Annotated in this window: 24 protein-coding genes, 10 tRNA genes and 2 pseudogenes; 10 read left to right on the top strand and 26 right to left on the bottom strand. The window is 45.5% G+C overall.

The genetic code is table 11. The features are described 5' to 3' along the window. Positions 1 to 98 precede the first annotated feature (98 nt). Positions 99 to 341, bottom strand: a pseudogene (locus AF333_RS01785) (DJ-1/PfpI family protein); the annotation flags it as partial. A 190-nt stretch (positions 342 to 531) separates the two neighbouring features. Between AF333_RS01785 and AF333_RS01780 the strand changes: the two are divergent. Continuing rightward, on the top strand, positions 532 to 813 hold the full coding sequence (locus AF333_RS01780) for a HesB/YadR/YfhF family protein (protein ID WP_043066458.1): 282 nt from the start codon (positions 532 to 534) through the stop codon (positions 811 to 813). Here AF333_RS01780 and AF333_RS01775 read toward each other — a convergent pair. The 4 genes from AF333_RS01775 to AF333_RS01760 form a co-directional block, all read right to left on the bottom strand. Beyond that, positions 810 to 3,317, bottom strand: a complete 2,508-nt coding sequence (locus AF333_RS01775) for a PEP/pyruvate-binding domain-containing protein (RefSeq protein ID WP_043066457.1) — start codon at positions 3,315 to 3,317, stop codon at positions 810 to 812. The two genes, AF333_RS01780 and AF333_RS01775, sit on opposite strands and share 4 nt — an antisense overlap. Beyond that, positions 3,295 to 4,203 (bottom strand): phosphatase PAP2 family protein, encoded by a 909-nt coding sequence (locus AF333_RS01770; protein WP_043066456.1) that lies wholly within the window; start codon positions 4,201 to 4,203, stop codon positions 3,295 to 3,297. Before AF333_RS01770 ends, AF333_RS01775 begins: the two co-directional genes overlap by 23 nt. Next, on the bottom strand, positions 4,200 to 5,378 hold the full coding sequence (locus AF333_RS01765) for a 1-acyl-sn-glycerol-3-phosphate acyltransferase (RefSeq protein ID WP_043066455.1): 1,179 nt from the start codon (positions 5,376 to 5,378) through the stop codon (positions 4,200 to 4,202). Before AF333_RS01765 ends, AF333_RS01770 begins: the two co-directional genes overlap by 4 nt. 673 nt (positions 5,379 to 6,051) lie before the next feature. Next, complete coding sequence (locus AF333_RS01760; protein ID WP_043066454.1) at positions 6,052 to 7,227, bottom strand: dicarboxylate/amino acid:cation symporter; 1,176 nt, start codon at positions 7,225 to 7,227, stop codon at positions 6,052 to 6,054. 471 nt (positions 7,228 to 7,698) lie between these two features. Here AF333_RS01760 and AF333_RS01755 point away from each other — a divergent pair, with 471 nt between their 5' ends. The 4 genes from AF333_RS01755 to AF333_RS34480 all read left to right on the top strand — a co-directional run bounded on the left by AF333_RS01755 (position 7,699) and on the right by AF333_RS34480 (position 10,180). Next, positions 7,699 to 8,376 carry a TerC family protein gene (locus AF333_RS01755; protein WP_043066453.1) on the top strand — a complete coding sequence of 226 codons (678 nt, stop codon included), beginning with the start codon at positions 7,699 to 7,701 and terminating at the stop codon, positions 8,374 to 8,376. A gap of 87 nt (positions 8,377 to 8,463) precedes the next feature. Next, positions 8,464 to 9,075 carry a CYTH domain-containing protein gene (locus AF333_RS01750; RefSeq protein WP_052812115.1) on the top strand — a complete coding sequence of 204 codons (612 nt, stop codon included), beginning with the start codon at positions 8,464 to 8,466 and terminating at the stop codon, positions 9,073 to 9,075. 156 nt (positions 9,076 to 9,231) lie between these two features. Next, positions 9,232 to 9,738: a hypothetical protein gene (locus tag AF333_RS01745; protein ID WP_043066452.1), complete on the top strand. Its 507-nt coding sequence runs from the start codon at positions 9,232 to 9,234 to the stop codon at positions 9,736 to 9,738. A gap of 205 nt (positions 9,739 to 9,943) precedes the next feature. Beyond that, positions 9,944 to 10,180, top strand: a complete 237-nt coding sequence (locus AF333_RS34480; protein ID WP_235495935.1) for a hypothetical protein — start codon at positions 9,944 to 9,946, stop codon at positions 10,178 to 10,180. Between the two features lie 388 nt (positions 10,181 to 10,568). Here the strand turns inward: AF333_RS34480 and AF333_RS01730 are convergent, their stop codons facing one another. Continuing rightward, complete coding sequence (locus tag AF333_RS01730) at positions 10,569 to 11,963, bottom strand: ATP-binding protein (RefSeq protein ID WP_235356656.1); 1,395 nt, start codon at positions 11,961 to 11,963, stop codon at positions 10,569 to 10,571. Positions 11,964 to 12,512: 549 nt separating this feature from the next. Here AF333_RS01730 and AF333_RS34475 point away from each other — a divergent pair. Both AF333_RS34475 and ybaK read left to right on the top strand, forming a co-directional pair. Next, positions 12,513 to 12,821 (top strand): annotated as a pseudogene (locus AF333_RS34475) (flavodoxin family protein); the annotation flags it as partial. Positions 12,822 to 12,843: 22 nt separating this feature from the next. Further along, entirely contained in the window at positions 12,844 to 13,329 is a 486-nt protein-coding gene (ybaK, locus tag AF333_RS01720) for a Cys-tRNA(Pro) deacylase (protein WP_043066450.1), read from the top strand. Between the two features lie 40 nt (positions 13,330 to 13,369). On the opposite strand, the gene AF333_RS01715 is transcribed toward ybaK, so the two are convergent. Together AF333_RS01715 and AF333_RS01710 are read right to left on the bottom strand one after the other, a co-directional pair. Further along, positions 13,370 to 14,842 carry a thioredoxin-like domain-containing protein gene (locus AF333_RS01715; protein WP_043066449.1) on the bottom strand — a complete coding sequence of 491 codons (1,473 nt, stop codon included), beginning with the start codon at positions 14,840 to 14,842 and terminating at the stop codon, positions 13,370 to 13,372. Positions 14,843 to 14,879: 37 nt separating this feature from the next. Continuing rightward, positions 14,880 to 15,554 carry an HAD family hydrolase gene (locus tag AF333_RS01710; RefSeq protein ID WP_235356655.1) on the bottom strand — a complete coding sequence of 225 codons (675 nt, stop codon included), beginning with the start codon at positions 15,552 to 15,554 and terminating at the stop codon, positions 14,880 to 14,882. A 58-nt stretch (positions 15,555 to 15,612) separates the two neighbouring features. Here AF333_RS01710 and AF333_RS34470 point away from each other — a divergent pair, with 58 nt between their 5' ends. Both AF333_RS34470 and hcp read left to right on the top strand, forming a co-directional pair. Further along, positions 15,613 to 15,825, top strand: coding sequence for a hypothetical protein (locus AF333_RS34470; RefSeq protein WP_235495932.1), 213 nt, complete (start codon positions 15,613 to 15,615; stop codon positions 15,823 to 15,825). Positions 15,826 to 16,138: 313 nt separating this feature from the next. After that, entirely contained in the window at positions 16,139 to 17,428 is a 1,290-nt protein-coding gene (gene hcp, locus AF333_RS01705; RefSeq protein WP_043066448.1) for a hydroxylamine reductase, read from the top strand. A 455-nt stretch (positions 17,429 to 17,883) separates the two neighbouring features. Here the strand turns inward: hcp and AF333_RS01700 are convergent, their stop codons facing one another. The 8 genes from AF333_RS01700 to AF333_RS01665 all read right to left on the bottom strand — a co-directional run bounded on the left by AF333_RS01700 (position 17,884) and on the right by AF333_RS01665 (position 23,604). Next, a complete protein-coding gene (locus AF333_RS01700) occupies positions 17,884 to 18,228 on the bottom strand; it encodes a cupin domain-containing protein (RefSeq protein ID WP_043066447.1) in 345 nt (114 codons plus the stop codon). Between the two features lie 94 nt (positions 18,229 to 18,322). Further along, positions 18,323 to 19,237, bottom strand: a complete 915-nt coding sequence (locus AF333_RS01695) for a ribonuclease Z (protein ID WP_043066446.1) — start codon at positions 19,235 to 19,237, stop codon at positions 18,323 to 18,325. Positions 19,238 to 19,303: 66 nt separating this feature from the next. Continuing rightward, positions 19,304 to 19,918 (bottom strand): DNA-3-methyladenine glycosylase, encoded by a 615-nt coding sequence (locus tag AF333_RS01690; protein ID WP_043066445.1) that lies wholly within the window; start codon positions 19,916 to 19,918, stop codon positions 19,304 to 19,306. 16 nt (positions 19,919 to 19,934) lie between these two features. Beyond that, complete coding sequence (locus AF333_RS01685) at positions 19,935 to 21,029, bottom strand: toxic anion resistance protein (RefSeq protein WP_052812113.1); 1,095 nt, start codon at positions 21,027 to 21,029, stop codon at positions 19,935 to 19,937. Between the two features lie 37 nt (positions 21,030 to 21,066). Beyond that, a complete protein-coding gene (locus AF333_RS01680) occupies positions 21,067 to 21,741 on the bottom strand; it encodes a 5-bromo-4-chloroindolyl phosphate hydrolysis family protein (protein ID WP_043066444.1) in 675 nt (224 codons plus the stop codon). Positions 21,742 to 21,946: 205 nt separating this feature from the next. After that, complete coding sequence (locus tag AF333_RS01675) at positions 21,947 to 22,270, bottom strand: thioredoxin family protein (RefSeq protein ID WP_043066443.1); 324 nt, start codon at positions 22,268 to 22,270, stop codon at positions 21,947 to 21,949. Positions 22,271 to 22,284: 14 nt separating this feature from the next. Beyond that, positions 22,285 to 22,773: a DinB family protein gene (locus AF333_RS01670; RefSeq protein WP_043066442.1), complete on the bottom strand. Its 489-nt coding sequence runs from the start codon at positions 22,771 to 22,773 to the stop codon at positions 22,285 to 22,287. Positions 22,774 to 22,809: 36 nt separating this feature from the next. Beyond that, positions 22,810 to 23,604 carry an enoyl-CoA hydratase gene (locus AF333_RS01665; protein WP_043066441.1) on the bottom strand — a complete coding sequence of 265 codons (795 nt, stop codon included), beginning with the start codon at positions 23,602 to 23,604 and terminating at the stop codon, positions 22,810 to 22,812. Positions 23,605 to 23,794: 190 nt separating this feature from the next. Here AF333_RS01665 and AF333_RS33350 point away from each other — a divergent pair, with 190 nt between their 5' ends. Continuing rightward, complete coding sequence (locus AF333_RS33350; protein WP_158502443.1) at positions 23,795 to 23,971, top strand: hypothetical protein; 177 nt, start codon at positions 23,795 to 23,797, stop codon at positions 23,969 to 23,971. A gap of 131 nt (positions 23,972 to 24,102) precedes the next feature. Here the strand turns inward: AF333_RS33350 and AF333_RS01660 are convergent. From AF333_RS01660 to AF333_RS01615, 10 genes are all read right to left on the bottom strand, one after another. Continuing rightward, positions 24,103 to 24,176 (bottom strand) — tRNA-Ile (locus tag AF333_RS01660). A gap of 3 nt (positions 24,177 to 24,179) precedes the next feature. Continuing rightward, positions 24,180 to 24,271: transfer RNA gene (locus AF333_RS01655), tRNA-Ser, on the bottom strand. A 13-nt stretch (positions 24,272 to 24,284) separates the two neighbouring features. Then, positions 24,285 to 24,360, bottom strand: a tRNA-His gene (locus AF333_RS01650). Between the two features lie 16 nt (positions 24,361 to 24,376). Then, positions 24,377 to 24,465, bottom strand: a tRNA-Ser gene (locus tag AF333_RS01645). A 66-nt stretch (positions 24,466 to 24,531) separates the two neighbouring features. Beyond that, positions 24,532 to 24,608: transfer RNA gene (locus AF333_RS01640), tRNA-Met, on the bottom strand. A 19-nt stretch (positions 24,609 to 24,627) separates the two neighbouring features. Beyond that, positions 24,628 to 24,704 (bottom strand) — tRNA-Pro (locus AF333_RS01635). 7 nt (positions 24,705 to 24,711) lie between these two features. After that, a tRNA-Arg gene (locus AF333_RS01630) sits at positions 24,712 to 24,788 on the bottom strand. Positions 24,789 to 24,890: 102 nt separating this feature from the next. Beyond that, a tRNA-Gly gene (locus AF333_RS01625) sits at positions 24,891 to 24,966 on the bottom strand. Between the two features lie 11 nt (positions 24,967 to 24,977). Further along, positions 24,978 to 25,061, bottom strand: a tRNA-Leu gene (locus tag AF333_RS01620). Positions 25,062 to 25,077: 16 nt separating this feature from the next. Continuing rightward, positions 25,078 to 25,153, bottom strand: a tRNA-Lys gene (locus AF333_RS01615). Positions 25,154 to 25,245: the final 92 nt, after the last annotated feature.

The following is a 25,245-nucleotide window of genomic DNA, read 5'->3' as shown; positions in this document are numbered from 1 at the left end:
TTTTTAACCAATATGTATTACCCTTAATTATTTACATTGAAACAACTTTGGATAAAAAAAACGAGGAAGCATATCAATGCTCTCCCTCGTCTTTTCGTTTACGATTGGTTCTCTGCCAACACATCGGCAAATACTTTTACATATTCGGGTAAGTCCGGCGGCCGACGACTGGAAACGAGATGCCCGTCTACTACGACCGGCTCATCCAACCATTCCGCACCAGCGTTCTCCATATCATCGCGAATGCCTGGCGTGCTAGTGACCTTTTTGCCTTGTAGCACTTTTGCTGATATTAATACCCATCCGGCATGGCAAATCTGGCCGATCGGTTTCTTTGCTTCTACCCAGATGTTTTACTGCCCCGCTTGGTCAAGGCAAGAAGCGCTCTGTACACGCTTCGGTGCAGGAGACAAACCGACGCTCGTTTAAGGCACGGTGTGATGGTTATTATTCTGAACAGTACTGGATAATCAACACCCTTGGTATGATACAATAAGGTAAGATTGCCGCAAGCGATAAGGAGGCATACGAATGAAACTTACAATTGACCCTGCGGCCATACAATGGTTCCGTAAAGAGATGGATATCAAACAAGGAGACGCCGTCCGCTTCTTTGCCCGGATGGGTGGCTGCAGTACAGTACAAAGCGGTTTTTCACTTGGTATTGCTAAGGAACAGCCGAAAGAAATCGGCGTCTCGACCGAAGAAGATGGCATAACATTCTTCATCGAAAAAGAAGATGTCTGGTATCTCGATAATTCCGAACTAACTGTCACATACAACGCGGAACGGGATGAGATCGAATTTCGTTAAGACATAGGGGCCTGCGTCTGGACGCCAAGCTTTTGGACAACTCCCTTCTTGCCGTCCAGACGAATGCGCTCGCCGTTCACAAATTTTGTAAGCGCACCACGAATGCACATAACGGCTGGAATGCCGACTTCCCGTGCCGTAACGGCCCCATGAGAAAGCGGTCCACCGGACTCCGTGATCAATGCCTTCGCTTTGTAAAACAACGGTGTCCAGGCTGGATTCGTCGTGCGTGCTACAAGAATAGACTGGTCCGGCATCTTAGCGAAATCTTCCGGACCGCGTACAATGTAGATTTCTCCTTCGCATTCTCCCGGGCTACCCGGAACACCACGCAGCAATGCATCATCTTCCTCCGCATTCTTTTCTACATCCGATGCTTCCGCTTCTTTTGTTAAATCCCATACAGGTTCCTGATCGCACGCCCGTAAATACGCCTCCTTACGAAGCGCTATTTTTTCCTGTAATTCGATGGACAATTCGAATGAGTCGATGGATTCCAGTTCTTCTTTCACTAGGAAGAACAAATCGTAAGCATCAGCCAATTGCCCGGCTTCCACCAATCGGCTTCCAAGCGCACCAACGGCCTTGCGTGCCAGTAAATTCACCCGCGTAGTCTGGAAGTGTTCCAGGTCGTCAATGTACGTATAAGTGAGCGTTAGACGAACCAGCTCATTTACGAAATAACGCAATGGTTTCGGTGACTGAGCCAACAGCTCCTGAGTCGCCTTCAGGCTCGCCATCTTGCCTACCTGCTCCTTCTTCCCGGCATTTTCCCGCTTACGTGACGTGGCAGCCAAATAAATTAAATCCAATACAACCTCGGGAGCTTCCGCCCATGTCGGCTTATAATAATCAAAGCTAATCTCTCGATGGCCATAGTTATCAATAAACGTGCGGAATGCCTTATCGAATTCTGGAAAACGCTCCAGTCCGATAAGCGCCTGTTCTCCCCCTCCTGCGAGCAGGGACAGCAATTCTGGCGACTGTTTTACCCTCTTCGCCAATTCATACAACTCCCGGTTAATCTGTCCGGTTTTCGTACCAGAAGCGGTAATAATCTGCTTTAGCACTGTCTGCGCTTCGTATATGTCCCCTTTTACCGCCGCAATATACTCAAGCAATGTTCGTGTCAGGAATCCCTGCGTCATCGAAATCGCAATATTTGGAAGAAAATACGCCCTGGCTATACCGAATAGCTCCTTAAAATGCCGCTGAAAATCAATAGCGGTAAATCCCTGGAACGAAGCAGCACTAAGCTTTCCTATACGGATAAGATATGTATCCAGATCTCGTGTCCATGTATTCGGCAGCTCCATTACCCAGCGGAATTTCTCTTCGATGAATGTCAGCTCGTCAACAAGAGAATCAACCGTCCGTAACTGGATAGGCTTGTTCATAGCAAGCAATTTGACGGCATTCTGGTTACCATACACATAGCAATTACGTAAAGCGAACCAAGGCCTTGTCGGCAGATGAACATTCATCAGGCGAAGGGAATGCTCCAGTGAAGCATTGAACGCATCTTCCACATAAGACCATGTCAATGGTGTGAGCGGTTCAGGGAATCGTTCAGCAGACTCATCCCGTGTGAAACGGGGCGGAATCGTCGTCTGTGGCCGGGATTGCAAAATATACAGTTTGCTATCGGCATACGCCCACTCCACATCTTGCGGAGACTGAAACTCACCTTCTATTTTTTTTGTTATACGGGCGATTTCAAGAATTCGTTCATCAGAGAGGCAGGGGGTTGCCCGGTACTCAGGAGGCAGGGGACGTGTCTGCACCCCGCCTTCGACTGGCACAACATAATATTCTTTCTCGCTTATCCGGCGTTCGACAATCTCACCCTTCACAGCGTCGACAATCCATGAATCAGTCACAGCTTCCCCGCCTACGACTGATTCTCCTACCCCGTAATTCCCTTCAATCAGTACATAATCCAGATTGCCGCTCACAGGATCGACGGAGAAGGCTACACCAGCTACTTCAGCTTCAATCATGCGTTGAATAACGACAGCCATAGATGCACCATCTTGTTCAAATCCCTGATAACGGCGATACAACACAGCATGCTTCTGCCAGAGGGAAGCGAAGCATGCCTGTACCTTTTCCGCTATCTTATCCGGCGCTATGTTAAGAAACGTATCGTGCTGCCCGGCAAACGCCGCACCCGCCAAATCTTCATACGTAGAAGAAGAGCGCACAGCATACCGTCCTCCAGCCGGGAAACGTTTCAAGTGTTCCTCCAATTCCCGAGTGAAGGCCCCAGGCAACGGTGTCATCCGTACTTTCTCTGCCATCTCCTCGCATTGGCTTGCCAGCGCCGCTTCATCTTCATATGTAAATACAGGCGGCTTCGCATAATATTCACGGTAGAAATGAGCGCCGACAACGATGCCTTCCGGTACATTGAAGCCGAAGGACGTCAATTGTTTAAGGTGATGGCCCTTCCCCCCATCCTCCTCTATGCTCAGCATACGGTCAAATCCGGTAATGTAAGTCATATCTTCCCATCCCTTCTATTTCTTTTTTGTACAATGCCTTCGCAATATGATAGGAGAATACACTGAAAAACGCACCGACTACCAAGTCTATAAAATAATGGTAACGCAAATACAAGGTAGACAGCACAATAAACACAAACGGAACAAGGTACAAATAGAAGACACGTCGGTTATGTGCATAATAAAACATAAGCAGGAATAGACCGACGCCAACATGTAGGCTTGGAAAAACGTCATACTTAGCTGAGCCCGCTTTAACAATTTCGGCATTCCATCCTGTAAAGAAATAGCCAGTTAGCTCTTTCGTGTAGGAAGTCGCGAAGTGGACAAACGGCCCCTCGCCAGGAATGAGCGTATAACCGGTAATTCCGATGCCATACAATGTAAAAATCCCGGCGCAAAATAGCGCAAGCTTATCAAGGGAAGCCCAGAAGCCGTAAACGATAAAGGTAGTAAACAATGCTACCAGAAAAGAAAGGTAGCCAATGCTCATCACTTCAGTAAGCGGTGCGCTATACCATTTCTGCAACAGCAAGCTTAAGTCTCCGCCTACAAGCATGCGATCGATACTAGCTAGCATACCATCTGCCGGGTCCATGCCCCAGATCGGTATAATTTCTTTAATGCTAGTAAACGCAAAGTTCATCATAATCACGTTCCACAGAAGTCGAATTCGGTTGGCCACTGGAGCAAGCGTTCGCTGTCCATAATAAATCAGAAACCAATAGACTCCCAACACAATAGCATACAGCACAAACCACTTTCCGAAATAAGCGTTGAAAGCAAGCCGTACGAGAATCTGCAGGAACAACAGACTCATGAAATATTCATGAAGTAACACCCGCCGAAAATAAAAAGGTGCGAAATGGTTCATCGTTATTCTCATTCCATAAACTCCTTACAAAATGAAAGAATCTCATGGTGCCTGGCACTCGTTCCGTTACGTCCCCGGACACCGATACGACGCCAGACATCCAATAGACAAAGCCCGGCGCCTGTTATAATTACATACATCACAAGCAACCAACCAAGAACAGGCAGTGGGCAAAAAATCAGACCCAACACTATGTATAGGAAGCATTGAATCGCGAAAAGCGGGGTACCCACTAGAATCCGCCATAGCGCAACAACGTTCGTGTCGTCCGCCATCTTCCTTGCAGCTATATATGCACCAAGCAACGGAAGCAGATTCAGGACATATGCAAGTAAGAATATCGGGAGTAGCATATAGTACGCAGCAGTGTATTTCCACGCTCCCCCCTGAGCCACCAGAGGAGTATTCTGATAACGCAGCAAGTCCTCATGACGATAGAGGTGAAGAAAGCGTTCGCGCCTCTTCTCCGATACGAGCCCCTCTGCCCACATACGGCAAAAAGTCAGATGTGACTTCCTGCTTACTCCGTGATATCGAAGCATGGAAGCGAATGATTCACCTTGACGTTGCTCCTCTTCATCGGCAAAATTCTCGCTCACATTCATCAGGCTTTGCCGCATCGTTTCTGTCAAAGCCGCCAGATTACGTGTCGACGCTCTAGTAACATGCATCGGCGGACCAATATGGATTTCCGCCGCACTGCGAAAACGCCAGCCTTCCTCATAATGCAAGCCAAGAGGAACGATCGACAACATCTCTGCATCCCCCGCCTCTTGAAGCAGCGTATGACAAATAAAGGCCGCTCCCTTCTTAACAGGAAGCAGATGCGGTCCCAGCTCACTCGTACCTTCAGGAAAAATAAGTACCGGCCGACCCTGGCGCATCGCCAGGGCGGCTTCTTGTAGCCTCTCGCGATTCCATACTTTTTGCTCCGTATTCTCTGCCTTGCGATACACCTCGATTTGTCCACCGAAAAAAAGTCGCAAAAACCAAGAGCCTGTTAGGTTTCGGCCAACAATCGCACGACATGCAGGCAGCATCTTCAACAACACGTATCCATCAATCGCTCCATTCCGATGGTTACTAACAAACAGCGTCATTCCAGAAGCAGGAAGATTCTCCTGTCCATATATACGGATCTCCCGAAAATAAATACGGGCCAGCAGCAACCGAAAAGCATTTAACAACGAAGAAATCAGTCCATTTCCTCCTTTCTATATACATCTGATTTGATAAATCAACAAATTCTTGTGGTGAGAGGTAAGAAAAGAAGGAAAAAATCAGAGGTTGGAAAAAGACATGTTTGCCTTTCTTCTGCTGGAGCGCAGGGCGCATCCAACCTCTTCTTGAATCGCCTACTNATCCAACCTCTTCTTTTTCTGAATCGCCTACTTCCAACCACGCTACCCTGTCAAAATATCAAGTGTAATTTATATAGATACTGAATTTCCCTGTTTATGGATTCCAATATATCACAAAAACAGGCTCTGTAACGCAATAAAAGGGAGCCTCGGCTCCCTTTTATTGCTTCTGTTTATTTTTTTTGGGTCTACATCAAACTCTGTGCTTGACTAGTATACACATACAAAGTTTGGTGGGATGAGAGAAGGGATGGGCAACGGAACGCTTTTACGCAATCTTCCAGCGGAGGGAGACAAGCAAGCGCGCATTTGCCCACAACCCTTCGAAGATACAGCTTCTTTGTCCCTTTTGTAGGCGAACTTGCTTGTCTCCTGAAGCGGTCAGTTATCCTTCCCTGCGCAGCGTAACCAAGTGACATGCCTATCCATTCTCCTATCCCTCGCCACATTTTGTCTTCTTTTCAAACAGTCAAGCACATTCTTTGATATTAAGCCTTTTTTATTCCTGTGGGGTTAACTTATTCCCAGAAATTTTGTTAACCATTAGCGCAATCGCGCCATCTCCCGTTACATTGCAGGCAGTACCGAAGCTATCTTGTGCTAAATACAGGGCAATCATAAGTGAGGTCAGTGTCGGATCGAAATGTAGCATCGACTCTAATAGACCTAGCGCTGCCATTACTGCACCGCCCGGTACACCCGGTGCCGCTACCATCGTTACACCCAGCATAAGAATGAACGGGAACAATGCACCAAATGATGTGTTCATGCCGTTTAGCATCATTACCGCCATTGCACAGCTTACTAACGTAATCGTACTGCCTGATAAGTGTATTGTTGCACAGAGCGGCACTACAAAATCAGCGGGTCCTTCCTGGACACCGTTCTTTTTTGTTTGACGCAGCGTTACCGGAATAGTAGCTGCTGAAGACTGCGTACCAATCGCCGTAAAGTAGGCAGGCATCATATTCTTGAGCAGACGGAACGGATTTCCGCCCGCCACTGCACCACCAAGCAAGTATTGAACAAGCAGAATAACAATATGCAACACAATAATCATCACGAACACTTTCGCAAATACCGACATAATGGTTGCTACCTGCCCCGCATATGTCATATTAGCGAAAATACCCATAATATGTAATGGGAGCAATGGAATAATCAAGCCTGTGATCAGCTTTTCTACGATTTGCTGGAAATCATCCATTAATTTCTTCAGTGTGTCCCCTTTAATCGCAGCGATGCCAAGCCCTAGCGTAAAGGCCAACAACAGCGCTGTCATCACGTCCATTATTGGAGGCATACCCACTTTGAATAGCGGAGCTACTAGCGATTCTTCTGGATTCTTGGCGCTCATGCTCATGCTACCTACTTCCAGAATATTAGGCAGAACCGCAGAGCCCGTAATATATGCAATCAATCCCGCAACAATCGTGGAAGCATAAGCGATTCCCGCTGTAATCACCAGCAGCTTACCCGCACCTCTCCCAAGCTCACCAATACCCGGCGCGACGAAACCGATGATGATGAGCGGGATAACAAAACCAAGAAAGTTGCCAAAGATACCATTAAATGTTGCGGTAATCTCGATAACCAATTTCGGACTTACCGTTCCGATGCAAATCCCCAATAAAATTGCCAGCAGCAACTTCGGCAATAGACCTAGCCTCTTCATTTTCTCTACCCCTTCAATTTTGTTTATCCCCGTCCAATGGACAGTATAGACCCCCGCTAATGGAATTTTTGCTTTATATATCACATTTATGTGTTTGCGTGAGATAGACATAAGTATACAGTACAGGGACACGATTGGATAGTCTATTTCCTATATACAAAATTTTATTTATATTTAAAATAACTTTCTCGAGTTACTGTATAAAAGCGCCCTATTGGAAAAATAACTATTGACCGCATACCTTGCCTGTTTTATGATAAAAAAAACGGAAGAACCTCCAAAGGGGAGTAGCTATACAACAAAGTCGTCATTCCGAGACATCTGTCTCCGGCTTTGTTGGCAACGTATTGTTGTTAGCAAGACCTTTGCCATTTTACGGTAAAGGTCTTTTTTGATTTTTGAGACCTTTATCCAGTGGGTAAAGGTCTTTTGTTTTGGTGAAAATAACGAAAATAAAGGAGATGATTATCCATGGAGTTTTTCTCAGCAGAATTCTTCTCAGCGCTGCTCGCTATCCTGGTAATCGATTTGGTGCTTGCGGGTGATAACGCGATCGTTATCGGCCTAGCCGCAAGGCGCCTGCCGAAGGAGCAACAAAAGAAGGTCATCATCTGGGGAACGGTCGGAGCCATTCTCATCCGTATTTTCGCTACGCTGATTGTGGTCTGGTTGTTAAATATTCCTGGCTTGTTGTTAGTCGGCGGACTACTGCTTATCTGGATTGCCTATAAGCTATTAGTTGAAGAGAAGAACCATGATCATATTAAGGCGGAAGAAGGTCTGTGGGCCGCGATTCGTACCATTGTTATTGCCGACGCAGTAATGGGCCTGGATAACGTTCTAGCTGTAGCTGGTGCGGCACACGGAAGTTTTCTTCTGGTAGTACTCGGCTTGCTGATTAGCGTACCTGTTGTCGTCTGGGGAAGTACGCTCATTATCGGCTGGATTGAACGTTTTCCTTCACTTATATATGTTGGGTCCGGCGTCATCGCATGGACCGCAGCAAAAATGATCATCGACGAGCCGTTTATCGCCAGCTACTTCGATGCCAACCCAGTATTGAAATGGGGCTTTACCCTCATACTTATCGCAGGGGTTCTGCTTGCAGGCAGACGAAAAAAACAGGGAAAAACGGCGACTAACTCCTGATTAGAGTCCGTTATTGCTGTATAGCCATTGCTTTTTCTCTTCTGGTTCACTATTATGTGAAACAGCATTGGAAAAAGGAGAATGGGTATGCCAAAAAAAGAACAGGAATTGAAATTGCTTGTAACAAAAGAAACATACGATTCGTTGCTGACTTATGCCGATCCGGATGCGCCTGTACTGCAGCAAACCAATTATTACTTTGACATGCCCGATTTTTATATGGGCAAAAACGGGGTCATGCTGCGAGTGCGGGAGGAAAATGGAGCATGGGTACTGTGCGCAAAAATAAAGCAAAAAAGCGAATCAGCAGCTGTATCTTCTATTGAATTAGAACAAGAAATCCCAGCCAATGTTTTTGAAGCGGGGCGTAACAATCCGGAAATACTGGTAAACCTGCTGCCGAAAGAAGGGCAAGACGCTATCCGCCGATTGGTATCGCCTTCCACTCTCATCATACGTGGCACGCTCCGCAACGAGCGACGAGAACTGAATCTCATCGAAGGATATACATGCGAGTTGGATCGCACATCGTTTCCTGAGGACCATATCGAGTACGAGCTCGAAATCGAAGGCATGGAAAATGAAGCCGCTTGTCAACATGTGATGGACGCGATCTCCTCGCTGGGATATTCTTTTACAGTCAATCAAAAAAGCAAATATCAACGGTTGCAGGAAGCGATAAGCCCATTTTCATCTTAATTTGTTTGCAGCAAAGAACAGGCATAAACACACGTGTCTGTTCTTTTTTACGGATAAAAAATGAAAACAAAGGATATCGGTTCATTCTTTCTTAACTTATCTTCCAAAAAATACAATATATAATGATAAAATATGGAGACAAGGGAGGGATGAAACATGAAAAGAACAAGGAGCCCAGGTGCCATCGCTTTTCTTTTTTCATTGGCTTGGGGCATTATCAACCTTTCACCTCAGGCTACCCTTTCATTCAGCGCAGTTGTTGCAGTGGTAGTAGCCAGTGCGATTTGCGGTTTACTCATCCAATGGGTGTACCGTTTATTCTCTTCTGGCGTACCAAAAAAACTTTCTCTTCTACTCCTCTGTCTGCTTGTTTTTTGTATTGGCGCAGCCATTACCTTGAATCTCAATCGATATGTAAAAAAGATTGACATAACAAAAGTGGAACAAGAGGTTTCCATTTATCTACAGCAAAAATATCCTCAGGAAACCTGGAAAATAGAGAAGCACAACGAGCCGAATGATGCTTCTATCATCGTCACATTTAGCAATGAACCTGATTGGAAATACGAGTATACTCAACATCCAAACGGAAGTGTTCACCAAGTCGGCATATATTGTCCTTCTGGAAAGCTCCCTGAAGAAAGCAGACATAGCGAAAACTAAAAAAGACAGGGCTTACCCGCCCTGTCTGCGTTTTGAAAATTACCATGTTAGCCTATTCTATTTCCCAGGAAACTTATGCTGTTGCATCCTCTTAGCGCTTTTACAAGCTCTTTTCCCATCGCTTCTGAAGACATCGGATCACGACTGATTCCAATTTTTTCATCCGTCCAGACAATGAATGCTTTCTCTTCTATATACATCTGATTTGATAAATCGACAAACTCTTGTGGTGAGAGGCAGGACAAGAATGAAGGGCGGTGGGCGGGAGCGGTCGGAAAAAGACTCGCTGGCCTTTCTTCTGCCGGAGCGCAAGGCGCATCCAACCTCTTCTTTTTTCCAAATCTCCTCCTTCCAACCACGCTACCCTGTCAAAATATCAAGTATAATTTATATAGGTTACCAATGTAATTTGCGATGCCGCTCAATTCCTGCTCCAGGCTAAACGGCAAGTATTCTTTTATTTCCTCTGGCTCGTGTACATCTGGATAACCGGTGACATCTTTTCCTGCTAGAATACTTTTCCCATCTGGGCGATGCGTCCAGATAAGCGCAGCCGGACCATGGCATTCCGCTCCAAGTAATACCTTTTCTGTCATACACTATATTAACGATACGTTTCCCCTTTTCTATAAAGTAAAGCTTCTATCAGCGAGGCTTTTCTTCTCCCTCACTAATAGTTAGTTACACATATCGGTGCCTTAGAGGCAGCTAGTCCCCACGTAGTGCACTTGAAATAGGGTCTTGCTGCCCGTTGACCGGGGTAAAAAGAACATTCCACAAAGGACTCTCAAATGGATGATCAACAGGGCATGCTAAGATATGTGAAGGTTTTATCTAACTGTTATATATGCTTGTTTCGGGTGATTCACCTGATCCGGGTATTTAAGACGAATACGACCCTCACGTAACAGCTTCGCTAAATAGTTGTTTCGCAAACCATCTGGCGTTCTCTCCAGCATGTCTGCCAATTCCTTTAATCGCAATGGCCTATGTACACATAACCGAACAATAATCTCTTCCATTACTTTCGGGCTCAGCCGTTTACGCTTCCGTGCCAATTCAGAAATCTTCCATAACTCTTCTTCAGTCCCCTCTCCACCTTCTAATCCCTCCTTCTCTTCCAGATCCGTTTCCCCATCTGTAGAATCAGCGAGATCAACATTATTTAAGGACTTCATTTCATTATTATAGAAGTTCCCCTTTTTATTACCGGAGTTGTCTTCTTTATTATAGGAGATAAATTCATTATTTAAGGACTTATTTTCTTTATTAAAGGAGCTTAGAACGTTATTTAAGGACTTAAAATCGATATTATCGGAGTCACTTTCTTTATTTACGGACCCATGTTTTTTATTATAGGAGTCCCCTATTGTTCGGAATTTCTCTTCATTCTCTTGGGTATCAACCGATATCATTCGTAGAATAAAGGTAGTACGGGCAGGTGTCTCCTGCTGCAAAAATTGTGGAATTTCCCACTCTCTATCTCGCCAAGTTTGTCGAATATTGAAAAGTCCTGAGCCTGCTCGTTCACCAAGGCCGATAAGCAAAAACATCTTACACAGGTTTGGATTACGCAAATCGCTAACTCCGCCTTCAAGTGCCTGAGATATCGGTACACGCAACAGCCCCGGATTTGAAAACGCAAAGCTTGTCCTCTCCCGCTCTACTACAATCCCGCGCTCTCCCTCGTAATCCGCGTGTACAATCGCATTTACCAGCGCTTCGCGCAACGCAGTATGTACAGCCGTCTCATCGTGTCGTACCGTTCCCTGCAGCTGGAATGGAACTTGTAAGCCTGAGGTCAAACGCGGCATAACCATAAAGTAAAAGTCATGCAGATTTCCAGTCCATGTTCCATCCTGCGATGTTACACGGTCGGACCACCGTTCATCACCAAATGTATGAGTGTCATCACGGTATTCAAGAAAATAATGAGGCAGCACCTCAGTAATGACCCTTTCTTCGCTGAACATGAGCAGACCAGCAAGCGTTAGCCCTTCCCTACCGCTATCACGCAGTTTGCCCCAGGCGCCGATTTTATACAGGAATTCTTTCGTCTCAAGTCCGTTCCAGGGGTGATTTGGCTTTACCGCCATGAAGCGGTTCCGGTAGCTCTTTACGGAATCGAAATGCAGCTCATTGACTCCGTAATGCTCCAGAATAAGGCCGTCTCGAACGCCAAACGGCGTATCTTCGGAAAAATGAATCTCTCCTTTTCTGTACACTGCTAATCTCCCTTTTCGCATAGTCTCATTCTATGTTCTATTCTACCATTGATTGCAACCTTGGCTATTCACGAAACATCATGCTTTCCGAACACACTTTTACTTTATACACAAACATCTTAATCACACATCCCTTCTTTCATTTGCACACTTCTGTTATCATCCTAACTCGAACGATTCACTATAACAGGCGTTGTTTTTATTTCACCTCCTAATGCATATTCATATCCAGCGACTTAAAAAACTGGAAATTACGGCTTCTGTATGTGCGAATTTTTATGCATTAAGAGTGTATTTTCCAGCGTATAATTTCCCTGTAAAATCCAAAGATAATCTCAAAAAATTCCCCACTTCCTCCTTTTTTGAGATGCTTTACAAAACACGCCACAAGTGGTTCAACCGGAGGGGATTCTGTTACAATAAAATTAAAAATACACCTGTTGATGGGACACGGTATGGCTGCTATTCACTCTGAATCGTACTGGATAGTCAACACCCTTGAATTAAAAACGAAAATGCTAGAGGGAAACGATGAGCATATGCATACTGTACGGCATGAGCGATATTATGAAAAACTTCATTGATCGCTGGTCACAGAGCCTGCGCCTGCCTGCTTATGACTTCAAAGACGTCCTAAGTCGAAAGCAAGCATACGTAGTTATGGCAGGAGGAGACAACCCGAAACTTAAAGGGCTACCTCTTATCCAATAATTCGCCTACATTTTCGACTTTGTTGGTATACCATTCGCGGGTTATATCATCGGAGAAGGAAATAAACCGGGGGATGTTCTTTCTGATACAGCTGCCATATTTCAGGCACAAGAACTTAATAATAAGCTCATACAATTACAGATATAAATATAGAAAGGAAAGAAAGATAATGGCACAAAAAACGAATGCGGCACGGCAACTCGATCAGATGAAAATTTCGTATGAACTGGGTGAATATACAGTAGATGAGTCAGATCTGTCTGCAGGGGCAGTAGCAGCAAAAATCGGTGTTCCGCTCAAACAGGTGTATAAAACGCTGGTAGCTCGCGGTGATAAAACCGGTGTTATGCTCGCGTGCATCCCAGGCGATAAAGAATTAGACCTGAAGGCTCTTGCTACCGTTAGCGGCAATAAAAAAGCAGAAGTCGTCCCATTGAAGGAAGTCCAGCCTCTCACCGGCTATATCCGGGGCGGTGTGTCTCCACTCGGTCTAAAAAAGAAATATCCTATCTTCCTCGAAGAAGCGGCTCTTCAGCATGATACTATCTCCATTAGTGCCGGTGTTCGTGGCTGTCAGATTATCCTGAATCCACAGGACTTACTTACAGCCGTCAAAGCCACTTGCGGCAACATTTCCAAAACAGAGGCCACATAAAAAAGCAGAGCAGGCAATACCCCTGCTCTACTCCTTGACTCTATTCAATATAAAGCGTATGCAATTCTTTCGTCCGTAAATCTACCAATCGAATCAGATGATTGTTCGTATCAGCCACATAGAGCGTGCTTCCGACAACCAACACATCATTCGGCTCGTTCAACGGTAAGGCACTACATTCTTCTCCCTCTATCGTACAAGTAGTTTTCTTAGGACGCCCTATGAGTGTCTCCATATACCCTTCTTCCAAATAGGCAACACGAATCGCATGATTGTACGTATCGGCTACATACACCTTCCTCCCATGGTACGCTACCCCCAGTGGATGTTGGAGCTGTGCCACGAAAAACGGCCCGTCCTGCAGCCCGAAATCAAACAGGCCGCTTCCTACAAGTGTTACTACATTTCCATCCTTACGTCTTGCTTTACGAAGTGCAGACGTTTCGCTATCCGCAAAATACAGCCACTCCTCATCTGCATCAATACCACTTGGCTGGGCAAGAAGCGCTTCGTCAGCCACTCCGTCCCAGATGTTCTCCTGGCCGCTACCGGCGAATACATCAACTACTCCGGTCGAATAATCAAAGCGCCAGAGCTGATGGGGCCCTGCCATTGCGATATAAAGCCCATCATCTTGTGCTACGACGTCCCAAGGCGAGTTCAGCCGTGTCTCTAACGCCGGACCTCCCTTTTCGCCATACCAGCCTTGTTCACCGGTGCCACCAAGCGTACATACTGTCTCCGTAGTCAGATTCACTTCTCGAATCAGATGATTATCCGTATCACATACATATAACTTTTCCGCGCGATACGCCAATCCTTGCGGGCGAAAGAATGAAGAGGTGCTGAAGCTTCCATCCTCTCTCCCAGCTTTTCCCGAACCGATGATACGTGTAATAGATGCACTCGCTCTTCCGGTTTTCTCTATTTCCAGAATTCGATGATGATTCGTATCGCTGATGAATAATCGTCCATTTTCCGGATTGTATGCTAGCTTCCCTGGAAACGAGAGGTCATGCTTGGGCTGCGTAGAGACATGTATGTCGATTTTTTCCTTGGCGATTGAACCTCTTCGCCTTCCCTCCGTAAGCCCTTGTTTAACCCAATCATCCAGTATGTCTCGCTTCCCTTCACCTGATGTCATGCCAATAATACGACCATCTGGATCAATAACTACAAAAGAAGGCCACGCCTTCACTGTATATGACTCCCATATTCGGCGGTGGTTGTCAACAACTACAGGATGACCAATCTCGTACCGCTGAATGGCGTGCCTAATATTATCTGCATCTTTCTCGTTATCAAACTTGGCTGTATGTACGCCGATGACAACAAACGGCTCATCGTGGTGCTTTTCCTCTAGCCAGGAGAGATCTGGGAGTACATGCAAGCAATTAATGCAGCAATACGTCCAGAAATCCAACAGTACAACATGCCCCTTCAGCATGGATAAAGAAAGCGGACGCTCCGTATTTAACCATTGTACATCCTTGGGAAATTCCGGTGCTCTCATGCTGTCCTCCTCCTATGAACCGACGATGGTTGGTTCCTTACACTTGTTCCTTCCTCCACATCAAAGAATCCATTAGTTCTCGCATATCTTCAATATGGGCGACAGGATAAACCTCGTTCTTTTCCATTTGATTACGATTGCCCTTATAGGCGATAAATGCAATGTTCCCTTCTTTGGCCGCCTTGCCATCAATCCACGAATCACCTACAAACATCCAATTCTCTGCTGGTACATCTGGATAGTGATCCAAGACATAGTATACACCAGAAGCCGAAGGTTTAAGGGCCGTCATCTGCTCTCGGCCGACAATATGGTCAAAATAATGACCGATGCCTGTCTCTTTTAATGCTTCCTGTGCTGCTATGCAAGCATTATTGGTTAAGACGACAAGATGGCAATCCTCGCATAATTCCGCCAGTACTTCCGGTACGTACGGTTCCAACTGTGCTCCATGCATTCCTTGTTTCTCGCACTCGGTTACCGCATCCCAAATGCGCGCCTCCGTTTCCTGTTTCAGTTTACCGGACTGCCGTGCCATCTCGATCAACTGGGAGGCGGTATGGCTGTGCCAATCTAAATTCGGTGCACATAAGCCATCATCTACCAGTAATTCAAACACTGAGCGTTTCATTTTTGTGAAATCGATGGCAGACTGGAGCAACGTGTTATCCATGTCGAAAATAATTCCATAGCTATACTTTTTTTCTCTCATCTTTTCACCTCATTATTTTATAAGCTCAACCAAATATATAGGGTCTACATCAAACCCTGTGCTTGACTGGTATACACATACAAAGTTTGGTGGGATGAAAGAAGGGATGGGCAATGAAACGCTTTTACGCGATCTCCCAGCGGAAGGAGACAAGCAAGCATGCATTTGCCTACAACTCTTCGAAGATACAGCTTCTTTGCCCTTTTGTGGGCGAGCTTGCTTGTCTCCTGAAGCGGTCAGTTATCCTTCCCTGCGCAGCGTAACCAAGTGACATGCCCATCCCTTCTCCTATCCCCCACCACATTTTTTCTTCTTTTCAAACGGTCAAGCACATTCTTTGATATTGAGCCTAAATATATATCTACTTTATCATTACGATGCCATTATCACCCGGGTATATAGCTATGTCAAATGAAGACATGGGCCCAATGTATACAGATGCTGCTGCTCATATTTGAACGTTCTATGACTTTGCTTTATGTGTGATAAGTATCACATTTATTTCCCTTTGACCGCTGTATAGTTACATTATCAAGTTCATCCAGCAAGCCAGGATGAAACAAAGTCAGGGGGAGGCATGACAGATGTTCTGTTATCAATGTGAACAAACGCCAAACGGGGGATGTAAAGTTATCGGGGTATGTGGAAAGAACGAGGACATCGCAAGCTTACAGGATACTATCATTTTCGGTTTAAAAGGAATTGCAGCCTATGCGACGCACGCGCGTCAGCTCGGCTATTCCGATCCGTTCGTGGATGCTACGACACACGAAGCGCTGTACCTTACACTAACCAACTCTAATTTCAATATGCAAGAACATATTAATATGGCGATGAAAGTCGGCCAGGCAACCGTACGTGTCATGGATATGCTGGATCGTGCCCATACGGACCACCTTGGTATTCCGCAACCAATTCGCGTATCACAAAATAAAATCGAAGGCAAGTGCATTGTCGTTACCGGACATAACCTCTTTGCTCTGGAGCAGTTGTTGAAGCAAACAGAAGGTAAAGGCATCAATATTTATACCCATTCCGAAATGCTACCTGCCCACGGGTATCCGGAGCTTAAGAAATATCCACATCTGAAAGGTAACATAGGTAAAGCATGGTTCGATCAACGGCGTCTCTTTGAAGACTTCCCAGGCGCTATCCTGGCTACGACCAACTGTGTAATGCCAATTAAAGGAACATATGCGGATCGTTTCTTCTCTTATGAGGTGGCTGGATTGGAAGGCGTAACAAAAATTCTGCATGACGATTTTACACCGATTATCGAACGGGCGCTAGAGCTTCCAGAAGCCAATATTGAGTCTGATCAGACCTTACTGACAGGCTTCCACCACGAGACAGTGCTAGGCATCGCGCCAGAGATTATCGACGCAGTCAAAGCGGGAAAAATCAAACGCTTCTTCGTTATCGCAGGATGCGATGCACCGGGTAAAGGCGGGGAATACTATCGCGAACTCGCTACATCCTTGCCGCCGGAAGCGGTCATTCTAACAACATCTTGTGGTAAGTTTCGCTTCAATGATGTGGACTATGGTACCGTTCCCGGCACGAACATTCCACGCTACATCGATCTTGGCCAATGCAATAACTCAGGTTCCACAGTGAAAATCGCCATGGCACTGGCCGATGCATTTGGCTGCGAAATCAATGAGCTGCCTGTCAGCATCGTTCTATCTTGGTTTGAGCAAAAGGCGGTAGCCATCCTGCTCGGATTGTTCAGTCTAGGAATTCAGGATATACGCATCGGTCCGAAACCACCGGAATTTATCACACCGGGTGTATTGAATGTACTTCAGGAAGCCTTCGGTCTGAAACTCATCGGTACTGCTCAGGAAGATATGGAGACTATGCTTGCTCTTTAGCCCCCTAGAGAAGTTGAACACTGTGCGTGTGTTTTGATTACACTTAGAGTGACAGAGGGGGAAGAGATTCGCAAACGGATTCAGGCATTAAGGAAGCAATAAGCACAAGCTTGAACTAACTTATGTAGGGAATTAGATGTGGAAAAACAGCTTGTTTCAGCTATTGCCAACCATTTTAAAGAAAGAAGCTTTTGTTCTATGCTGGTCTGGATGATGTTGCGCATGACTGGAAAGATGCTTCTATATTATGTTAACGGGAATCGTTGGTGCAATAATAAGTAAAAGGGGCTGTCCTAAAAGGGTAACTCCAAATAACTGAATCCCAAAAGCGTACGAAAAAACATCCCGTTTCACTATCAAAAGTGGACCGGGATGCTTGCTTTTCGTGTTATATCATCCGAAAAGTGGGGCTGTCAAAATCGAAAATCGACTTTTAGGACAGCCCCCTTTATTCTTTATGACTTAGGTCTCGATAAGAACTTCTCCTTGCCGCATGTCGTATCGTCACCTATCTTAATGACTAACAAACTTGTATCCTCTACTGCTTCCAGCTCGTGCTCTTCCTTCGGATTCATGTGTAGAACGACATCTCGCGTTAATTCTACTGTCTCTTCTCCAATACCAAATCGTACCCGGCCAGACACTACATGCACGATTGCGTCACTCGGCGTATGATGGCGGCCGATGCTTTGCCCAGCCTTCAATTGTAGGTTGATAACGGCCCCTTTTGCAAATTCAAGTACATTCATTTTACCAATATCCTGTTGGCCCAATACGCTTTTTAGCTCCGCTACTTTCATGTTGCTTCCCTCCAGATCGTATTCTCTTGCTGCCTTTATCATACGATTCAGAGCCTATATGTTCAGTGACAACCGTCACGCTTTGCACAGGAAATTACTCTTTATCAAAAACGAGCGTTGTCGTCATGCGGTCATGGCCCAGCTTCGTCCCCGGAAAAATTCGGAGAGCAGCCTCGATATATTCTTCTGGCTCATGCAAGGAAGGACTATAGTGAGTCAACCATAGCTCTTTCACGCCGCCCTTTTGAGCCAAGGCTGCTGCCTCTTCAAACAGCATATGCCTATGTTCCTCGGCTTTCGGAAGGCTCTCGGCATCTCCATACATGCCTTCGCCAATGAACAGGTCAGCTCCCTGAATAAAATCGGCAAGTCCATCTATCGGTCGCGTGTCAGTACAATATGCGACTTTCAAGCCTCTGCGCGGCGTTCCAAGTACCATATCCGGTGTAAACGTCCGATCTTCGTATATAATTGTTTCTTCTTTCTGAAGGCGTCCCCAGAAAGGTACAGGAATGCCCAATTCGGCCGCTTTTGCGGGATCGAACTTGCGACTTCGCTCGATTTCCAACGTATAACCGACACACGGAACCGTATGATATACCGGAAGCGTTCGCACAATAAAATTCGCAATTCGATATTCTCCAGCCTTTTCATCGGAAATCTCCGCCAAATGAAGCTCATAGGGAAGATACGGTGCAATAACTGTCATTCCTCGTACAACCTCAGCTAATCCAGGCGGGCCTACCAAGAGTAATGGTTCTGTCCTGCCGGCATTCGCAATGGCGAATAAAAGTCCCGGTAAGCCCGCCACATGATCGGCATGATAATGCGTGAAGCAAATGGCCTCAATTGATTTAAAACCCCAGCCCAACATCTTCATTGTTACTTGCGTTCCTTCTCCACAGTCAATCAACACCATCTTGCCGTTGTATGACGCAAGCATGGCTGTAAGCCAGCGCTTCGGGAGCGGCATCGTCCCGCCGCAGCCCAGTAAGGCAATATCTAACATGTACGTTCTCCTCCAAAAAATGAAAAAGCTATCGCTTATGATAGCTTATCACAAACAATAGTCCCGCTATTTACGGGACACGAAAGGATTATCCTTTATATAAAAGCGCCATGGGTACAGCGCTGCTTCCTCTGCGTAATCAATATTAATCCGCGTTGTCTCCACCGTTTCAAAAGGTTCATCTGGTTTTGACGACTCCGTGATGTATAATGTCTCACCGCATAAGTCGTATCCATTATGAGTACGGGTAATGCCAAGCGCCTGGCAGAGCTTTCCTGGTCCATTCGTTAGGCTTATCGTCTCACGAGATGTAAGCAATTCTGATTTTCCGAACCTTGCCATACTCATTTGTTCAACCCCACAGGTCGGCTCAAGCGCACGAATTAAGACGGCTTCCGGCTTCTCCGCTTCATTGGTTACGACATTGACACAATTGTACATACCATAAATTAAATATACATACGCAAAACCCGGCGGGCCATACATTGCCTCATTACGTGGCGTTCGTCTGCCATTGTACGTATGGGCTCCTTTATCTTCCGGGCCGATATATGCTTCCACTTCAACGATTTTCCCTTCACGTACGACCCCGTCTATCTTATGGGCAAGATACTTTCCCAGTAGATCGCGGGCTACATTTAGCGTATCACGATTGTAGAAATCTCTTGGCAGCTTGTTCAACGCGGTCTCAACTCCACTATCTAATATGGCTCGCTTGACTTAGTTGATCGTCTGTTCCTTGTTCAATATATTCTAATTCCTGTTCGATTTGTCGGCGCTTCTCGCTGCCTTCCCGCTGGATATGAAGCGTTTCTTCCAGAACGGTCATTAATTCTTCTTGCGTTTCTTTAAACGCATTCAGCTTTGCTATCGTCCGATCCTGTTCATCAAACGCTTGCCGTGCATTTTTCTGTAACATTTCTGTATTGCGCTTAAGTGCCTCTCCAACTGCCTGCGAAGTCTGTCTTTGTACAATCAGAGCATCCTGTTGACGAAGTAAAGAAAGAAGAATAACCATCTGGCTTTTCCAGAGCGGAATGGTGGACAAAACAGAGGAACGGATTTTCTCCATTAACATTCCATGGTTTTCTTGAATCAGTCGGATTTGCGGTGCGGTTTGTAAAGCAATAGTCTGACTAATCAACAAATCTTGTAGCTTTTTTTCCAATCGATCGGCAAACCGCTCCATGTCCATCAGTTCCTGAACCTGCAATGGCTCATTCCCGGATTTTTCCACATTTTCTCTAAGCGTAGGAATGATACACTCTCGCACTTCTTCCAATTTCTCGCGGGCTGCTACAATATAGACGTTTAATTCATTAAAATACTCCCGATTCTTTGCATACAATACATCCAGCATCGTAGTATCACGCAGCATTTGATGACGCAAACGCTCCAACGTATCCGCCATACGCTCCATCTCGTGGTTTGTCCTCTGACAACGGACGAGCAGCTTTTGCTTCACTTTGGCAGGCGAACCGCCGAATAAGCGGGCAAGAAATCCCCTTTGTGGTGTAAGCAATTCATTTGGATTAATTTCCCGTAATTTGCTAAGCAAAGCATGTAGGACATTTCCAATTTGCTCTTCAGCCTGATGGGAGCGCACCTGATTTAGCATATTATCAGCCAGACGAGCTAGCTTGTCCTGCATGTCAGCCCCATAGTGCACGAGTGTATGCGGATGAGCGGGAGAAATCAAGCGGGCCAATTCTTTTACCCGCATCTTCTGTTCTAATGAAAGTGAAGGATTCGCATCGTTCGCTGATACCGGGTATTCAGTTGAATATTCCATCCGCTGTCTCTCCTCTCTTCCTAACACATTTTATTTGCTATCGTTTGATTTCATCCTTATGTTCTTCCTGTTTCGGTATGGTAATCGTATGCTGCGGCCGCGTATCGAGGGATTTTTTCATCGTCTCGATTTCCACGTTCAGATTCAGCACATCATCCGATAGTACCTGCATCAACTCTTCTTCCAACGCAGCGATAATGTCATCCAACATCGCTTCTGTCTTTTTTAGCGCCATCATCATTTCAGTGTTTCGTACAGGTTGTGATATTAAAAACGTATATTTTTCCAGAATGGTAATAGTAGAATCAAGGTAGCTAGAGAAGAAGGTACGTGCAGAATGGAAACGATATGGCTGTTCTTCGACAATGTTAAAAATACGGCGGGCCACTTTATATAGATGTGATGTTTTCTGCCAGATAGTGATGGAACGAATGCGGAATTGCAGGCGGCGGATATTCTTCAGTTTTCTGCGGGCTTCCCGCAAGTTTTGTTTCACGTACGCACGGTCCTGCTTGTCCATGTCAAAATCATGCGTTTCAGAAGTCGCATATCGTCGACCACTTATCCACATTGAAAGAGCGAAAACCACGATACTTGCGAAAAAAGCGGGCATAAACAATTTACTAAACAAAAAGAAAAACAAGAACAAACTTCCGCATGCGATAATACTCGACAGCACAATGCGCCATACGGTCGTCAGCAATTTTTTCATTGAGCTTCACCCCATCATTCCTTTGGCATACTTTTATCTTACCATAGGGTTTTTCAGAAGCCTAATTAGGTTTCTGGTTACTTATACGATATATGCTTCCTTTTTGTTTCATTTATTCTTTATCCTTGTCCGGATACAATATATGCAGAGAAATAAATAAGGCAAGGCTGTATAATCAGCCCTTGCCTTATATCATACCTGTCATCTATATAACTAAATCGTAATACTTTCTTATATCGGCTTCCAATTCTTGCATGACAACGAAGCGTACCTTACGTACGATCTCTTTTCCTTCCACGAAAAGAAGCAAGGTTGGAGCAGTAAAGACCGAGAATCTCCCTGCCACTTCTGGAATATCATCCATACGAACATATACACTTTCTAGACGCGGGAACGCCTCCAGCATTGTTTTCACCTTTGGCAGCAGGGCATGGCATACACTGCAGGATTCTTGAGAAATATATAGAAAGCTCATCTTATATGAAGAAAGAAAGGTATCGACTTCTTGGATTTCCGTAAGTTGACGCATGTTGGCTTATCCTTCTACGCATTTGTTGTTTGTTTGGTGACGAGTCGCTTCATGGCGTAAATATAGCCGGTATGTACCCCTTCGTGGTAAATCGCCATATTCGCCAATTCTCCCGTCGTACCCATTTTTAGTCCAGATTTGAAATTAAGTGGAGAATCAAGCTCTCGATCCAGATTAGTGATCCCAGTTTCCTTTATGCGCTTCTCTTGGTTTGTAAGTAGCTCGATGATTTCCTGCAGTGAAGGAGGCATACTCTTCCAGTCCTCCGGCTTCGTGCCATTAGCAAAATATTCATCGTACAACTCAGGAAGTTCGCTTGCTCCAGTAGGAGCCTTAAAGAAAAATTTCTCTGTTACAAGAAGGATGTGTCCCGCATGCCAGTGGATATTATTGTTGAATCCTTCCGGCTTTTGGCTGGCCGCTTCCTCTGTTACGTTCTCTAAAGCGCTCAACAGACGGCTTCTGGCAATAGCAAACTGTTTCATGACAAATTCGTTTTTCATATCGCCCCATCCTTTCTTGTTGTATTCATTACTATCTTAACAGCCTTTCCAGTTCGGCGGACGTTTTTCAAGAAATGCACAGATACCTTCCTTCGCATCGGCTGCAGTAGCATTGAGGCTCATGACCTCTTTAGCGTAGGAATAGGCCAGAGATTGCGACATATCTAATTGCTTATAGAAAGCTTGTTTGCCGATTCCTACAGTAAACGGACTGGCCTGAGCGATTTTTGATGCTAAAGCCTTCGTTGCTTCCTCCAATTGGTCTGCCGGTACAGCTTTGTTAATCAAGCCTGCCATGACGGCATCTTCCGAAGAAAGCATTTCACCTGTCAGTAGCATCTCCATTGCTTTCTTACGCCCTACTGCACGGGAAAGCGCTACCATAGGAGTGGAACAGAACAACCCGATTTTTACGCCAGGCGTCGCAAAGCGAGCGTCATCCGTTGCAACAGCTAAATCACAAGTAGCCACCAGTTGACATCCCGCTGCTGTGGCAATACCATGAACCTGGGCAATAACCGGTTGCGGGATGGATTGGATGGTCTCCATCATTTTTGTGCATACATCAAATAGATTGCGGTAGAAGACAGGGTCTTGATCTACCATCTCCCCTAAGTCATGACCTGCACAAAAAGCCGGACCGCTTCCTTTTAGAATAACAACTGAGATTTCTTTGCTTTGTGCAATGCTTTCGAAACAATGGATTAGTTCCTGCATATGCTCCAGAGAAAGAGCATTTCGTTTATTTGGCCGGTTCATTGTTACGTAGGCAACCGAGGAATCAACTTCGTATACAATATTACGGTATTCCGCTGTCTGTGTATCTGCCATCCAGCTTTGTCCTCCTTCACATTGCAAATGTATTCTGTCAATAACAAAAATTTTCGACATTTTCATCATACCAGTTCCTTTTATAAAATGATAGGTTATAATTGGAAACAAATAAAAAGTATTTACATGTCCTATAGAAAAGTGTAAAGATAATAAGGCAATTATTAATCATCAAGGGAATGAGTACAACATGGCAACAGAATCCTGTATTGAGATTTATATGTCGGAAGAAGAAAAAGAAAAATTGGAGCAATTCGCAAAAGCACTGGGATGGACATTCTCAGAACTAGAGGTATTCCTTACAAAAGAATTCATACGTAAAAACGGAAGTAAACAAGCGACCATTTGCCCCAGCCCTCTAACGTAATCAAAAAAAGCAATCCGCTACTATGCAGGTTGCTTTTTTTGTATGAAAAGATAAGCCTTAGTATTCATATTATGGATAACTACAAAAAAAGACTCCAAATCAAGGAGTCTCTTTTCTTCATATAGATTGAGTGGGCCTAGGCTGACTCGAACAGCCGACCTCACGCTTATCAGGCGTGCGCTCTAACCAACTGAGCTATAGGCCCAAATGGCGGAGAAGGAGGGATTCGAACCCTCGCACGGTTTAACCCGTCTACTCCCTTAGCAGGGGAGCCCCTTATAGCCACTTGGGTACTTCTCCATAAATAATATAATGGGGCGACCGATGGGAATCGAACCCACGAGTGTCGGAGCCACAATCCGATGCGTTAACCACTTCGCCACGGCCGCCACAAATGAAAATATATGGCGGAGGGAGAGGGATTCGAACCCCCGTGGGCTTGCGCCCTAACGGTTTTCAAGACCGCCCCGTTATGACCACTTCGGTATCCCTCCGCATAACAAATCAAAACTTTACTTATATAGCAATTGTACCTTAAAAAGGTGCAAAATAAAAGGATATGGTAGCGGCGGAGGGGATCGAACCCCCGACCTCACGGGTATGAACCGTACGCTCTAGCCAGCTGAGCTACACCGCCATAATTATGAATAGTAACATGGTCGGGAAGACAGGATTCGAACCTGCGACCCTCTGGTCCCAAACCAGATGCGCTACCAAGCTGCGCCACTTCCCGAAAAACATGGCGTGCCCGGAGAGACTCGAACTCCCAACCTTCTGATTCGTAGTCAGACACTCTATCCGATTGAGCTACGGGCACATATATCATTGTATAGATGAATAGTAATGGAGCACCCTTACGGGTACAACTGATTTCATCTGAACGAAGAAGATGATTCAACGTTTTGCAGATGAATAGTAATGGAGCGGACAACGAGACTCGAACTCGCGACCCCGACCTTGGCAAGGTCGTGCTCTACCAACTGAGCTATGTCCGCAGAATATAAAATGCGGATGAAGGGACTTGAACCCCCACGGTATTGCTACCACTAGAACCTGAATCTAGCGCGTCTGCCGATTCCGCCACATCCGCATATTTTAGAAGAAAATGGTGAGCCATACTGGACTCGAACCAGTGACACCCTGATTAAAAGTCAGGTGCTCTACCAACTGAGCTAATGGCTCCTTATCAAAGGATAATTGCACCTTGAAAACTGAATCAGAAGAACGTGCGCATGTGTTTGGTTAAGCCCTCGACCGATTAGTATTCGTCAGCT

Origin of the sequence: Aneurinibacillus migulanus (assembly GCF_001274715.1) — a bacterium.
GTDB lineage: Bacteria > Bacillota > Bacilli > Aneurinibacillales > Aneurinibacillaceae > Aneurinibacillus > Aneurinibacillus migulanus.
This window is presented reverse-complemented; position numbering and strand designations above follow the sequence as displayed.

Excerpts from the sequence above, each read along its gene's own strand:
- AF333_RS01675 (WP_043066443.1), bottom strand. The coding sequence starts at position 22,270 with ATGCGTCAACTTACGGAAATCCAAGAAGTCGATACCTTTCTTTCTTCA.
- AF333_RS33350 (WP_158502443.1), top strand. The coding sequence starts at position 23,795 with ATGGCAACAGAATCCTGTATTGAGATTTATATGTCGGAAGAAGAAAAA.
- AF333_RS01680 (WP_043066444.1), bottom strand. The coding sequence starts at position 21,741 with ATGAAAAAATTGCTGACGACCGTATGGCGCATTGTGCTGTCGAGTATT.
- AF333_RS01715 (WP_043066449.1), bottom strand. The coding sequence starts at position 14,842 with ATGAGAGCACCGGAATTTCCCAAGGATGTACAATGGTTAAATACGGAG.
- AF333_RS01700 (WP_043066447.1), bottom strand. The coding sequence starts at position 18,228 with ATGAAAGTAGCGGAGCTAAAAAGCGTATTGGGCCAACAGGATATTGGT.
- AF333_RS01755 (WP_043066453.1), top strand. The coding sequence starts at position 7,699 with ATGGAGTTTTTCTCAGCAGAATTCTTCTCAGCGCTGCTCGCTATCCTG.
- AF333_RS01770 (WP_043066456.1), bottom strand. The coding sequence starts at position 4,203 with ATGAGAATAACGATGAACCATTTCGCACCTTTTTATTTTCGGCGGGTG.
- AF333_RS01695 (WP_043066446.1), bottom strand. The coding sequence starts at position 19,237 with ATGTTAGATATTGCCTTACTGGGCTGCGGCGGGACGATGCCGCTCCCG.
- AF333_RS01710 (WP_235356655.1), bottom strand. The coding sequence starts at position 15,554 with ATGAGAGAAAAAAAGTATAGCTATGGAATTATTTTCGACATGGATAAC.
- AF333_RS01780 (WP_043066458.1), top strand. The coding sequence starts at position 532 with ATGAAACTTACAATTGACCCTGCGGCCATACAATGGTTCCGTAAAGAG.
- AF333_RS01750 (WP_052812115.1), top strand. The coding sequence starts at position 8,464 with ATGCCAAAAAAAGAACAGGAATTGAAATTGCTTGTAACAAAAGAAACA.
- ybaK (WP_043066450.1), top strand. The coding sequence starts at position 12,844 with ATGGCACAAAAAACGAATGCGGCACGGCAACTCGATCAGATGAAAATT.
- AF333_RS01665 (WP_043066441.1), bottom strand. The coding sequence starts at position 23,604 with ATGGCAGATACACAGACAGCGGAATACCGTAATATTGTATACGAAGTT.
- AF333_RS01745 (WP_043066452.1), top strand. The coding sequence starts at position 9,232 with ATGAAAAGAACAAGGAGCCCAGGTGCCATCGCTTTTCTTTTTTCATTG.
- AF333_RS01670 (WP_043066442.1), bottom strand. The coding sequence starts at position 22,773 with ATGAAAAACGAATTTGTCATGAAACAGTTTGCTATTGCCAGAAGCCGT.
- hcp (WP_043066448.1), top strand. The coding sequence starts at position 16,139 with ATGTTCTGTTATCAATGTGAACAAACGCCAAACGGGGGATGTAAAGTT.
- AF333_RS01760 (WP_043066454.1), bottom strand. The coding sequence starts at position 7,227 with ATGAAGAGGCTAGGTCTATTGCCGAAGTTGCTGCTGGCAATTTTATTG.
- AF333_RS01685 (WP_052812113.1), bottom strand. The coding sequence starts at position 21,029 with ATGGAATATTCAACTGAATACCCGGTATCAGCGAACGATGCGAATCCT.
- AF333_RS01775 (WP_043066457.1), bottom strand. The coding sequence starts at position 3,317 with ATGACTTACATTACCGGATTTGACCGTATGCTGAGCATAGAGGAGGAT.